The following is a 13,119-nucleotide window of genomic DNA, read 5'->3' as shown; positions in this document are numbered from 1 at the left end:
CGCGCATCTGCACGATTTCCGGCTGGTGGTGCCACGCACGATGGAATCATCCACCAGCAGCACGTTCTTGCCCTTGAATTCGCTACCGATGGCGTTGAGCTTCTGGCGCACCGATTTCTTGCGCAGCGCCTGGCCCGGCATGATGAAGGTGCGGCCGATGTAGCGGTTCTTGATGAAGCCTTCGCGGTACTCGATACCCAGCTTCAAGGCCAGTTCCATGGCAGCCGGACGCGAGGAATCGGGAATCGGCATGACCACGTCGATCTCGCCATGCTGGAACTGCTTGCGGATCTTCTCGGCCAGGAACTCGCCCATCTTCAGACGGGTGGCGTAGACCGAGGCGCCATCGATGATGGAGTCCGGACGGGCCAGGTAGACGTATTCAAAGGCGCAAGGGTTCAGGGTCGGGTTTTCGGCGCATTGCTGGTTGTACAGCTTGCCGTCGTTGTCGATGAAGATCGCTTCACCCGGATTGACGTCGCGCAGGAAGCGGAAGCCCATGCCTTCCAGGGCCACCGATTCGCTGGCCATCATGTATTCGATGCCCTTGTCGCTCTCGTTGAAGCCCAGGCACATCGGACGGATGCCATACGGATCGCGGAAGCCCAACAGACCATAACCGGCGATCTGCGCCACCACGGCGTAGGAGCCGCGCACCCGCTTGTGCACCATGGCCACCGCCTTGAAGAGCGCGGCCGGGTCCAGCGAATAGCCGGTGGTGGCTTGCTGGATCTCGTGGGCCAGCACGTTCAACAGCACTTCGGTATCGGAATCGGTGTTGATGTGGCGGCGATCGTTCTTGAACATCTCGATCTTCAACTGTTCCGCATTGGTCAGGTTGCCGTTGTGCGCCAGGATGATGCCGAAGGGGGCATTGACGTAGAACGGCTGCGCCTCTTCTTCCGAGGAAGAGCTGCCTGCGGTCGGATAGCGCACCTGGCCGATGCCGGTGTTGCCGGGCAGCGAGCGCATGTTGCGGGTACGGAAGACGTCGCGCACCAGGCCATTGGCCTTGTGCATCGAGAAACCGTTGGCGTGATTGGTTGCGATCCCCGCCGCATCCTGGCCGCGGTGCTGCAGCAGCAGCAGCGCGTCATACAGCATCTGGTTGACGGGACTATGAGAGACGATACCGACGATGCCACACATGGTGGACTCCTAACGAAAAACGAAAACGAAAATGAACCACGACTGCCACCCGATCCCGATGCACCCCGCCACGGGGTCGCCCTTCAGACCGGAGTGGAAAAACTCACATGCTCAGCCAGCTTGCCCGGCAGGTAGGGCAACACCGCCTGGGCCGCCTGTACCACCCAGGGACTGAAGCGGGCCTGGGTCCAGAACGGCTGGCGCGGAATCTCGGTGGTGCCGCACAGCAAGGCCACCGCCACCACCAGCAGCACACCACGCGCCACGCCGAACACACTGCCCAAGGTCCGGTCCAGCAAACCCAGCCCGGTGGCCTTGACCAGCTCACCCAGGGTCTTGGCCACCAGCGCTACCAGCAAGCGGGTGCCGATGAACAAGGCAATGAAGGCCACGATGAGCCGCGTCAATTCGCCCGGCACCACATCCGGCAACATCGCCGACAAGGCCTCGCCATAGGTATTGGCCACCACCAGCGCCACGATCCAGCCGGCCAGCGACAACACCTCGCGCACGAAACCGCGCAGCGTACCAATGATCACCGAACAGGCCAGGATCAGCAGCACCAAGTAGTCAAATATCGTCACGATGGCAACAATATGCGGCTATCTGTAGCCAAATTCAAGCAGGAACAATCGTCGCATTCAGGCCCAGCTTCTTGATTCGGCCGCCCATGCGTTCGGCTTCTTCACGGCTGGCGAAGGGGCCGACGCGAATGCGCGTGCGGTCTCCGGCCTGGGTGGCGATCTTTTGCGTGTACGAATGGATGCCGGCGGCACTCAACTTGTTACGCAATTCATTGACCTTGTCCTGGGTCGCCAGCGCGGCCACCTGGATGACGAACTTGCCACCGGCAGCAGCCGGTTTCTTCTCAGCCGGGGCTGCCGCAGCGCCGGACTTGCCTTCCAGAATCGCCAATGCGCGGGCGGCATCGTCATCGGTGGCGGCCGGCGCCTTGGGCTTGGCGGCTTCCTTCTTGGGTTCTTCCTTGCGTTCGGTCTTGGCGACGGGCTTTTCGGTCGGCTTTTCGACCGGCTTCTCGGTCGGCTTTTCCTGATGCTTGTCGACCGGCTTCTCCACCGGCTTCTCGACCACCTTGGGCGCTGCCACCACCGGCGGCGTCTCCGGCTGGGCCGCTGCCGGTGCTGGTGTCGGGGTCGGGCTGGCCGGTTCCGGGGCGATGCTGGCGGGCTCGACGATCTCTTCCTTCTGGTCCAGCGAGGCCTGCTTGGGATCGCTGCGGCCCGGTTGGGTCATGTCCGCCACCGGTGCGTCCTTGGACGGGATCTGGATGGCGATGTCTTCGTTCAAGGGCTTGGGCTCGGAATCGAGGATCATCGGCAACACGATCACCACCGCCAGGGCCAGCGCGACGGCACCGATGAGGCGACGGCGGGCGCGCTTCTTTTCCGGCAGCAGCGGGTCGGCCGCATCCTTGCCGGCCTTGGCGCGACCACTGGCGGCGCGGCCACTGCCATTGGCGGTGCTGCGGCTGTTACGGCTGCGAATGACGGAAGATTGCTCGTCGGCACGCGAGCGGAAAGTACCTTGGTCAGAAGCAGAGTCCTGCTTGTTTTTACGGAAAAGCGAGAACAAGCCCATGCGGAGTCGTCTTGAATTGATCGGGAAATCGTGGAAAACCTGCCTGGCCAATCAGGTCCTGGCGCCGCCGGGCGTGGCGGCCGGCTCCGAAAATCGGGTTCGGAATCAGTGCCGACCGGGGCGGCGCGCCTGCATGACGCCGGCTACGGTCAGGAAGGATCCGAAAACCACAATTCTATCATTCTCCCCTGCTCTGCTTAATGCATTTGCATATGCCTGGGCCGGGGAAGTGAAGGTTTCTATACTACGCGCCGCGTCCCGCCTGAATTCCGGCTGCACACCGGCCCCCAGCAGGGTCTCCTTGAGCTGTTGCGCGCTGGCCGCGCGCGGCAGCGGCAGATCGGTCACGCACCAGTGGTCGATCTTGTCCTTGAGGTGGCTGATGACGCCTTCGATATCCTTGTCCAGCATGGAACCGAAGACTGCATAGGTGTAGGGATGAAAGCCCATGTTGTCCAGGTTCTGGGCCAGGGTAGCCGCCGCATGGGGGTTGTGCGCCACATCCAGGATCACCAGCGGCTGGCCCGGCAGCACCTGGAAGCGCGCCGGCAACTCCACCGTGGCCAGCCCCGTGCGCACTTCCTGGGCGCCCACCGGCAGCACTTCGCGCAGGGCTTCCAGTGCAGCCAGCGCGGCCGAGGCGTTCAATAGCTGGTTGGCGCCGCGCAGGCTGGGATAGGCCAGCGAATTGCGGCGCATGGCGCGGCCACCATAGGCCCATTGCTGCTTGTCGCCCTGGTAGTTGTAGTCGCGGCCCATGAGCCAGAGATCGGCGCCGATCTTCTCGGCGTGGGCGATGAGCGACTTGGGCGGCAGCGGATCGCCGCACACCGCCACCTTGCCGGGACGGAAGATGCCAGCCTTCTCGAAACCGATCTCTTCGCGGGTCTCGCCCAGGTATTCGGTATGGTCGATATCGATGCTGGTGACGATGGCCACATCGGCATCGACCACATTGACCGCATCCAGACGCCCGCCCAGGCCGACTTCCAGGATCACCACATCCTGCTTGGCATCGGCCAACAGCTTCATGATGGCCAGGGTGGTGAATTCGAAATAGGTCAGCGAGATCTCGCCGCGCTGGGCTTCCACTGCCTCGAAGGCGGCGATCAACTGGGCATCGCTGGCCATGTCGCCGCTGATGCGGGCACGTTCATTGAAGTGCAGGAAATGCGGCTTGATATACAGGCCCACGCGGTAACCGGCGCGCGAAAGGATGGACTCCAGCATGGCGCAGGTCGAGCCCTTGCCATTGGTACCGGCCACCATGATGACCGGGCAGTCGAAACGGATGTCGAGCTTTTGCTTGACCGCCAGCACACGCTCCAGGCCCATATCGATCTGCTTGAAATGGCGTTGTTCCAGCAGGGCCAGCCATTCGTTCAAGGTGGCGGGAGTCGGGGAGGCTTGGGAAGTCATGGCGCGTCTCGGTGGGTGAAGCTACTGCACATACACGAATTACGGATTACGAAAAAACAAGGCCCGGAATTGCACTTCTGCAAATCCGGGCCTGAAGTATAGCGCTGATCAGGAAACCGTTTCGGCCGCCTGGTTCTGCAACAGGGCCAGCAGATGGGCGATTTCCTCGCGCATCTTGCGACGGTCGACGATCATGTCGATGGCGCCCTTGGTGACCAGGAATTCAGCACGCTGGAAGCCTTCGGGCAGCTTCTCGCGCACCGTGTTCTCGATCACGCGCGGGCCGGCAAAGCCGATCAGGGCACGGGGTTCGGCCATCACCACGTCGCCCATGAAGGCAAACGAGGCCGACACGCCACCCATGGTGGGGTCGGTCAGCACGCTGATGAAGGGCAGCTTCTTTTCTGCCAGCTTGGTCAGCATGGCGGTGGTCTTGGCCATCTGCATCAAGGACAGCAGGCCTTCCTGCATCCGCGCGCCGCCCGTGGCGGTGATGCAGATGAAGGGGACCTTCTGTTCCAGGGCGGCCTGGGCGCCGCGCACGAAGCGCTCGCCCACCACCGAACCCATGGAACCGCCCATGAATTCGAACTCGAAGCAGGCCACCACGACCGGCAGGGTCATGATGGCGCCGCCCATGACCACCATGGCATCGGTTTCGCCGGTGGATTCCATGGCGTCCTTCAGACGATCCGGGTACTTCTTGCTGTCCTTGAACTTCAGGGTATCGACCGGCAGGGCTTCCTGGCCGATCTCATAGCGGCCGCCTTCGTCGAGCAGGGCATCCAGACGAGCGCGGGCGCGGATGCGCATGTGATGGCTGCACTTGGGGCAGACATGCAGATTGGATTCCAGGTCGGTACGGTAGAGCACCGCTTCGCAGGAGGGGCACTTGACCCACAAACCTTCCGGGATGGCTTTGCGGCTGGTGGAACCGCGTTGAATCTGGGGTGGCAGTAACTTCTCAAGCCAGCTCATAGAGACCTCATAGATTTTTCCGGTGGCGCGCATTGTACCAGAGCCGACCGGCGACGGACGTAAAGCACGGTCATGCTTTCCAGCAGGCAAGAAGATGCACACTGCCGGCTTGCGCCGTATCAAAAAAACAAGCCTGCGACCGACGCCGCAGGCTTGCGCCCCCTGCCCTGGCGGGCGGGGATCAGGGTGCTCAGGCGTCGAGCGCCTGGCGAATGTCGGTGACGAAGGCTTGCACCGCGTCGCAGGCCTGGTCCTGGGGCGTATTTTCCAGCTCGGCGATGATGCGGCTGCCGATCACCACCGCATCGGCCACGCTGCCGACCGTGCGGGCGGTAGCGCCATCACGGATGCCGAAGCCCACTGCGATGGGCAGCTTCACATGCTGGCGGATGGCGGCGATGCGCTCGGCCACTTCGGCGGTGTCGATATGGCCGGCGCCGGTGACGCCCTTGAGTGAAACGTAATAGCAGAAACCGCTGCTGACGGCGGCCACCTGGCGGATGCGTTCTTCCGATGAGGTCGGCGCCAGCAGGAAGATCGGGTCCATGCCCTGGGCCTGCATCTTCTGGGCGAATTCTTCACATTCCTCGGGGGGATAGTCCACCACGATGGTGCCATCCACGCCGGCTTCGCTGGCCGCCGCGATGAAGGCATCCACGCCAAAACGCTCGATCGGGTTGGCATAGCCCATCAGCACGATGGGGGTGTGGCTGTTGGTCTTGCGGAATTCACGCACATAGCCCAGCACGTCATGGGTGCTGATGCCGAACTTGAGCGCACGCTCGCAGGCGCGCTGGATCACCGGGCCTTCGGCCATGGGGTCGGAGAACGGCACGCCCAGTTCGAGGATATCGACGCCACCGGCCACCAGCGCGTGCAGCAGCGGCACGGTCAACTCAGGGGCCGGATCGCCAGCGGTGATAAAGGTAATCAGGGCCTTGCGCTTGTGCTCGGCCAGTCGGGAAAAGGTGGTCTGGATTCTGGACATGATGATATGAAGTATTTTGTCGAACCGACCGGCTGGTGCGCCTGCACCAGCCGACCTATGCGGGCCAGATCCAGGATCAGCCCTGGCGCTGTTGCACGGTATGCATATCCTTGTCACCTCGGCCGGACAGGTTCACCAGCACGATCTGGTCTTTGGGCAAGGTGGCCGCCAGCTTGGCCGCATGGGCCAGGGCATGGCTGGACTCCAGCGCCGGGATGATGCCTTCGATGCGGCAGCAGGTATTGAAGGCGTCCAATGCCTCATCATCGGTGATGCAGGCATAGCTGGCACGACCGCTGTCCTTCAACCAGGCGTGTTCCGGGCCCACGCCCGGATAATCCAGGCCGGCCGAGACCGAGTGGGTCTCGATGATCTGGCCGTTGGCATCCTGCAGCAGGTAGGTGCGGTTGCCATGCAGCACGCCGGGCGAGCCCAGGGTCAGCGAGGCCGAGTGGCGGCCGGTGTCCAGGCCATCGCCGGCGGCTTCCACGCCGACCAGCTTGACGTCCGGGTAGTCGATATACGGATAGAAGATGCCCATGGCATTGGAGCCGCCGCCGACCGCCGCCACCACGTAATCAGGCTGGCGCGCAGCGATTTCCGGCATCTGCTGGATACACTCGTTGCCGATCACCGACTGGAAGTCGCGCACCATCATCGGATACGGATGCGGACCGGCCACGGTACCGATGATGTAGAAGGTGGTCTCGACATTGGTGACCCAGTCGCGCATGGCTTCATTGAGCGCATCCTTCAAGGTCTTGGAACCGGATTCGACCGGCACCACCTTGGCGCCCAGCAGGTTCATGCGGTAGACGTTCTGCAACTGACGCTTCACGTCTTCGCTGCCCATATAGACGATGCATTCCATGCCAAAGCGCGCACAGATGGTGGCGGTGGCCACACCGTGCTGGCCGGCGCCGGTCTCGGCGATGATGCGCTTCTTGCCCATGCGCTTGGCCAAGAGCGCCTGGCCGATCACGTTGTTGATCTTGTGGGCGCCGGTGTGGTTCAGGTCTTCGCGCTTGAAGTAGATCTGCGCCCCACCAGCCAGCTCGGACCAGCGCTTGGCGTGGTACACCGGGCTGGGACGGCCGACAAAATGCTTCAGTTCGGTATGAAATTCAGCGAGGAATTGTTCATCGTGCTGGTACCGCGCATAGGCCTCGCGCAGCTCGTTCAACGCCAGGGTCAGCGTTTCGGACACGAAGCTGCCGCCATAGGGGCCGAAGTGGCCGCGGGCGTCGGGCAGGTTGTAATGGGCCGTCTGATGCAGGGCGGCCGCGGGAATGGCTTGACGCTCGGCGAAACCGCCGAGGGGATTCAATTCTTTCATGGTGTTCCTCTGAAACTCTGTAAGGGAGGGGCTACGCTGGGGTAGCGTCGGCCAGACGCACGGCCTGGATGAAGGCCTTGATCCTGGCGGCATCCTTGATGCCCTTGGCGGCCTCGACACCACTGCTGATATCGACCGCATAGGGGCGCACGCCGACCACCGCCTCAGTGACGTTGTGTACGCTCAAGCCACCACTCAAAACGGCCCGAGGCGCGAGTTCTTTTGGAATGAGAGACCAATCGAAAACCTTTCCGCTGCCGCCATACTCCTCGACCAGGGTGTCGAGCAGCAGTCCGGTGAACAACGGACTGGCAGAGCGATATGCCTGTTCATATTCTAACAAATCCGCGGGCTGCGTCGAACTTCCTATTCTCGCGGCGCGTATGAAGGGTCTGACAACAGCAGCGGCGATGGCGGCGCACTGCTCGGGCGTTTCGTCACCGTGGAACTGCAACACGGTCAGCGGCGCCTGAGCCAGCACCTGCTGCACCTCTTCCAAGGTCGGATTGACGAACAGGCCGACCATGCTGACGAACGGCGGCACCGCCCGAGCCAGCTCACCAGCGCGCTGCGGCGTCACGTAGCGCGGGCTCTTGGGATAAAAGACCAAGCCCAGTGCATCGGCGCCAGCGGCCACGGTGGCGCGCACGTCCTCTTCGCGGGTCAGGCCGCAGATCTTGATGCGGGTACGAAAGCTCATGAACATTGCCCTATGGATGAAAACTTCTACGCTATAGCCAAGGCCAGGAACGCATTTCCTGCGGCAGCGCCCAGGCATCGGGATAATCCACCCGCGCCAGGTACAGGCCATCCGGCATGAAGGTCGGCGCGGCGCGGCTGCGGTCACGCAGGGCCAGCACCTGGCCCATCCATTCCGGCTCCTGCTTGCCGCTGCCCACCACCACCAGCGAGCCGACGATGTTGCGCACCATGTGATGCAGGAAGGCGTTGGCCTTCAAGGTAAAAACGATCATATCGCCATGCCGGCGCACGGCAATGCTTTCCATCTTGCGCACCGGGGACTTGGCCTGGCATTCGACGGCGCGGAAGCTGGTGAAGTCATGTTCACCAATCAGGTATTGCGCGGCCCGGTGCATCCGGTCTGCATCCAGCGGGCGGAAGGTCCAGCCGGCCTTGCCTGCCAGCAGCGGCGAGCGTACCGCATGGTTGTAGAGCACATAGTGATAGGTGCGGGCGATGGCCGAAAAGCGCGCGTGGAAACCGAACTGCGCCAGGCTTTCGGCCCCTTCCCGCTCGGCCCCGTGCAGTTCGGCGGCCTGGGCGCCGGCAATGGCGGCATCATCCACCCAGGGCAGTTCGCAGGCCCAGCGCACCGCGATGGTGGGCGGCAGGAAGGCATTGGTGCCGCGCACCCAGGAAAAACGGTCGCGGGCGATGGCGGTATCGAAATGCACCACCTGTTCCAGCGCATGAACGCCGGAATCGGTACGGCCGGCGCAGGTGGTGGCGATGCTGGTGGTGCTGAAGCGTTGCAGGGCCGCTTCCAGCTGGTCCTGCACGGTCTGGCGGTGCGGCTGGGTCTGCCAGCCTTGCCAGCTGGCGCCATCGTATTGCACGCCCAGCACCACGCGGCGCAGGCCGTCAATTGGGGAAGAAAGTTCAGTCATGGATGTTCACTACCTGCCGCAACGGCCCATTTTCCGGTAGAGGTGTGCATAAATCTTCATACAGCTCGCACACCACCGTCTGGCGGCACAATAAAAACGAACGGGCAGCTCATGCGAGCTGCCCGCGAGATCAGGCTATTGTAATCGCCCCCCCAGGGTGCAGCGCTGCGTCAGCCCAGCGCAGCCATCATCTGTTTGGCACGGGCGATCTGGGCATCGTTGCCGCCGCGCATGACTTCTTCCAGCAATTCGCGGGCGCCTTCCTTGTCGCCGATTTCTTCATAGGCGGCGGCCAGGTCGAGCTTGGTGGTCATTTCCTGTTCGAAGGCGGATTCTTCATCCTCCTCCAGCAGGTTGGTGGCCGAAGGCGCAGTGCTCTCTTCCGGCAGGCTCAGGTCCAGGTCCGACAGGCTGGTGGCCGCCGGCACGTCATCCATGCTATCAAGCAGCATGGAGGCCGAGGTCGCGCCACTGGAAGCCGGCAGGATGGGCTCGCTGGCATCGGGCTTGGCGCCGTTTTCCAGGTCCAGGTCGAAATCGATGTCCTTGCCCAGATCCATCGGGGCGGCCGCAGCCGCGGCGGTGGCCACGGGTTCGGGCTGCAGTTCGGCGCCCTTGAAGTCGGACAGGTCGAATTCCATGCCGGGTTCTTCGGCCACCACCGGCTCCGGCTCGGCGGGAGTCCCACCGTAGAGCGGATTGGTCGGATCGAGCTCCAGGCCCAGCGCCGCAGCCTTGACCCAGGCTTCGTTGAGGCCGCCGCTCAAGGCGTGCAGATTCAGCGCCACCCGGTTGAAATTGGCCACATCACCGCGCTTGGCATAGATCTCCAGCAGCTTGGAATGCAGGGCCTGACGCTCGGGTTGGGTCTGCAAGGCCAGCTTGAGGATGTCCTCGGCCTGCTCGTCGCGGCCGTAGGCGATGTACATGTCGGCTTCGGCAATCGGATCGACCGGGGCTTCCTCCACCGGAGCGGCAGCCACCACCGGCTCAACCGCAGGCGCTTCCACCGCGGGCGCTTCGACTACCGGTTCAGGGGCCGGTGCGGGTTCAGCGACGGCGGCAGCCGCAGGTTCAGGAGCAGGTGCGGGGGCAGGCTCTGGCTCGATGGTGGGTTCGGTCGGGCCATCTTCGGTCTTTTTCTTGCGACGGCGCATGGCCAGCACACCACCACCGGCGGCCAGCAAGGCCACCAGTACGCCGGCGCCGGCGACGATGTAGGGGTTTTCCTTGACCTTGTCGAGGAAGCTGCCACCAGACTTGCCGGCCGGCTTGGGGCTGACCGCAGGCGCGGGCGTGGCGGCCGCAACCGGGGCCGGGGCTGGCTGATCCTCGGCCTTGGCCGCGCTGCTGTCGGCCGGCTTGTCGCTGGCAACCACAGCAGGCTTGGCCGCATCGGCCGGCTTCTGCTGCTGGGCGCTCATCTCGGCGATGGTCTTGTTCTTCAGCTCCAGCAGCTTCTGGAGGTTGTCGACGTTCTTTTCCAGGTCCTTGACGCGATCATTGGCCTCGGCCAGGGCGCGTTCGCTGGCGGCCTTGTCCTCGGCGGCGGTACCGGTGTTGCCAGTCCTGCCACGGCCCTTGTTGGCGCGCGAGAGTTCCAGGCGGTCGCGAGCTTCCTGGTTGCCGCCCCGCTCTTCCACTCGGGTGGTGATCTTGCCGCCGCCGCTGTGGCGGCTGCTACCCGGCTTGCCGGCAGGCGCATTGGCGACCTGGCCGGCCAGCTTGTTGCGATAGGCGTTGAAATCCTGGGCCTGGGCCACCACCATGCTGCGCGCTTCGTCGCGGTCCACCGCAGCGGCGCTGGGCTGGTCGGGAATGGCCAGGATCTTGCCGGCGCGCAGGCGGTTGATGTTGTTGCCCTGGAAAGCATCCGGGTTGGCGCGATACAGCGCAATCAACATCTGGTCTAGCGAGACGTTGGCCGGCTGGTTGCGGGTGGCGATCCCGGCCAGGGTATCGCCCGGCTTGACGCGATATTCACCGCTCTTGCCGGTCGGCGCCGCAGCACTGGCCGCGGGTGCCGCAGCTGCCGGCTTGACGCTGCCCGAGGCGGCCACGGCATCGGGGCTGGCCGAGGCCGGGGTGTTCTCAGGAGAAGCCTGCTGGCGGCGGATCAGTTCTTCAGCCAGGGCCGAGGGAGCGGGACGCTGCACGATGCTGGCCGCCGGCTCTTCACCGCTGATCGGGATCGGGGCGCTGCTGGGAGCGGGGGCCGCGGGGGCCGCTGGTGTGGCAGCCGGTGCCGGCGTGGTGGCCGCAACCGGTGCGGCTGGCGCGGCAGCAGGGGCTGCGGCGGGAGCGGGTTCGGCTGCCGGTGCAACAGCAGCCGGCGTAGCTGGAGCCGCTGCCGGGGCCGCCGCAGGCGTAGACGCGGCCGGCGCATTGCCCGGCGTCAGCGGTGCCACCTGGGCGTTGCGCGGCGCCTTGCTGTCTGCCGGATCGAGCAGGAAGGTGTATTCACGCATCTGGCGCGCCTCGCCCGCGCTCAACTCCAGCAACAGGTCGACGAAGGGATCGCTGACCGGCTGGGAGGAACTGATGCGGATGAAATGCCGCCCCTGGCGCTGTTCGATCACGAAGGACAGCGAACTCAACACCGGGTTGTAATCCATGTTGGCACGGCGGAAGGCCTCGGCCGGGGCCAGGCGGGCCGTGAGCTTGCCGGCTTCCTCGGCGCTCACCGAAGTCACTTCGATCTCGGCGCGCAGCGGCTGCCCCAAGGCGGAGAGCACGGTGAGCTTGCCCAGCCCGGCGGCGTGCGCACCCAGCGGCAAGGCCAGCGTCAAGGCGATGGCAGCGCTCAGGTTCTTCATCTGGGACCGGGGAAGCTTCTTGTTAGTATTCACAGGCATGTTGTCGTTGGCTTAGAGAAACGTTCCGCTTGAAACCCGTCACGCTGGCGTTGAACCCGGCGCTAGCCGTGCAATGCCGTGAAACTCCGTGAATGGGGCAGGTGCCGCGCGGCCTGTGATCCGGCCGGCGCCACTCCTGTCTTGCTGCCTGGCTGTTATGAATCCTGTTCTGGCAGGCAGCAGACCGAAGCGCAGATCCATTTCATCAAATCCAGCAAGTGCCAAGCAGCGCACTGCCGCATGTTGGTTTTCATGAAATGAATGGGCTTTTCAACTTATCATCAAGAACTTACACCCGCAAGTGTACTTACTTTCTCAAGATGAGAAAAACCCGCCAGCTTCCACCTGGGTGGAAGCTGGCGGGTTATTGTTGCAGACTGACAACGGGATAGGCAAGCCTTATTCGCATTGCAGCATCACAGCAGTGTTGCTGGCCGGACAACATCCGGCCGTCACCATCACGCCAGGTTGCCCAGGATGATGCGCAACATGCGGCGCAGCGGCTCGGCCGCGCCCCACAGCAGCTGGTCGCCGATGACGAAGGCGGAGATGTATTCCGGGCCCTGGTTGAGCTTGCGCACGCGGCCCACGCCGATTTCCAGGCCACCGGTAATGGACGCCGGGGTCAGTTCCTTGACCGTGATGGCACGGTCATTCGGAACCCACTTCACCCACTGGTTGCCGGCACGGATGATGGACTCGATCTCGGCCAAGGGCAGGTCGCGTTTCAGCTTGATGGTCAGCGCCAGGCTGTGGCAGCGCATGGCGCCGATGCGCACGCACAGGCCATCGACTGGAATGATCTGCTCGTTACCCAGGATCTTGTTGACTTCAGCCTGGCCCTTCCACTCTTCCTTGGACTGGCCGTTTTCCAGCTGGGCGTCGATCCAGGGGATCAGGCCACCGGCCAGGGGCGCACCAAAGAACTCGGTCGGCACGTCTTCGCGGATGGTCTTGGCAACCTTGCGGTCGATGTCCAGGATGGCCGAGGACGGGGTGGCCAGTTCTTCAGCCACGGCGGCGTTGATCACGCCCATGCCCTTCAACAGTTCGCGCATGTGGTTGGCACCGCCGCCCGAGGCTGCCTGGTAGGTCATGGAGCTGACCCACTCGACCAGACCTTCCTTGACAGACCGCCCACGCCCATCAGCAGGATGGAATTGGTGC

General features: G+C 63.7%; 10 protein-coding genes and 1 pseudogene. All 11 read right to left on the bottom strand.

Going from position 1 to position 13,119, the window contains the following annotated elements; translation table 11 throughout:
- A partial coding sequence (gene purF, locus I5W_RS15345) for an amidophosphoribosyltransferase (protein WP_044529875.1) occupies nucleotides 1-1,149 on the bottom strand: 1,149 nt, incomplete at its 3' end.
- An 83-nt stretch (nucleotides 1,150-1,232) separates the two neighbouring features.
- Nucleotides 1,233-1,733, bottom strand: a complete 501-nt coding sequence (locus I5W_RS15340) for a CvpA family protein (RefSeq protein WP_017452955.1) — start codon at nucleotides 1,731-1,733, stop codon at nucleotides 1,233-1,235.
- Nucleotides 1,734-1,767: 34 nt separating this feature from the next.
- Nucleotides 1,768-2,748 carry an SPOR domain-containing protein gene (locus I5W_RS15335; protein ID WP_044529874.1) on the bottom strand — a complete coding sequence of 327 codons (981 nt, stop codon included), beginning with the start codon at nucleotides 2,746-2,748 and terminating at the stop codon, nucleotides 1,768-1,770.
- Nucleotides 2,749-2,853: 105 nt separating this feature from the next.
- On the bottom strand, nucleotides 2,854-4,167 hold the full coding sequence (gene folC / locus I5W_RS15330; RefSeq protein WP_017452957.1) for a bifunctional tetrahydrofolate synthase/dihydrofolate synthase: 1,314 nt from the start codon (nucleotides 4,165-4,167) through the stop codon (nucleotides 2,854-2,856).
- A gap of 108 nt (nucleotides 4,168-4,275) precedes the next feature.
- Complete coding sequence (gene accD / locus I5W_RS15325) at nucleotides 4,276-5,145, bottom strand: acetyl-CoA carboxylase, carboxyltransferase subunit beta (protein ID WP_017452958.1); 870 nt, start codon at nucleotides 5,143-5,145, stop codon at nucleotides 4,276-4,278.
- Between the two features lie 190 nt (nucleotides 5,146-5,335).
- Nucleotides 5,336-6,133 carry a tryptophan synthase subunit alpha gene (gene trpA / locus I5W_RS15320; RefSeq protein WP_017452959.1) on the bottom strand — a complete coding sequence of 266 codons (798 nt, stop codon included), beginning with the start codon at nucleotides 6,131-6,133 and terminating at the stop codon, nucleotides 5,336-5,338.
- A 76-nt stretch (nucleotides 6,134-6,209) separates the two neighbouring features.
- Nucleotides 6,210-7,469, bottom strand: coding sequence for a tryptophan synthase subunit beta (gene trpB / locus I5W_RS15315; RefSeq protein WP_044529873.1), 1,260 nt, complete (start codon nucleotides 7,467-7,469; stop codon nucleotides 6,210-6,212).
- A 31-nt stretch (nucleotides 7,470-7,500) separates the two neighbouring features.
- A complete protein-coding gene (locus I5W_RS15310) occupies nucleotides 7,501-8,169 on the bottom strand; it encodes a phosphoribosylanthranilate isomerase (RefSeq protein ID WP_044529876.1) in 669 nt (222 codons plus the stop codon).
- Between the two features lie 31 nt (nucleotides 8,170-8,200).
- The gene (locus I5W_RS15305; protein WP_044529872.1) at nucleotides 8,201-9,097 is read right to left on the bottom strand and encodes a tRNA pseudouridine synthase A; all 897 of its coding nucleotides are present in this window, start codon (nucleotides 9,095-9,097) and stop codon (nucleotides 8,201-8,203) included.
- 170 nt (nucleotides 9,098-9,267) lie between these two features.
- On the bottom strand, nucleotides 9,268-11,952 hold the full coding sequence (locus tag I5W_RS15300; protein WP_044529871.1) for a FimV/HubP family polar landmark protein: 2,685 nt from the start codon (nucleotides 11,950-11,952) through the stop codon (nucleotides 9,268-9,270).
- 458 nt (nucleotides 11,953-12,410) lie between these two features.
- Nucleotides 12,411-13,119: pseudogene (gene asd / locus I5W_RS15295) on the bottom strand (aspartate-semialdehyde dehydrogenase); the annotation flags it as partial.

This window comes from Herbaspirillum sp. B65, from assembly GCF_000333555.1.
Lineage (GTDB): Bacteria > Pseudomonadota > Gammaproteobacteria > Burkholderiales > Burkholderiaceae_D > Herbaspirillum > Herbaspirillum rubrisubalbicans.
The sequence above is the reverse complement of the archived record's forward strand: the minus strand, read 5'-3'. Positions and strand labels throughout refer to the sequence as shown.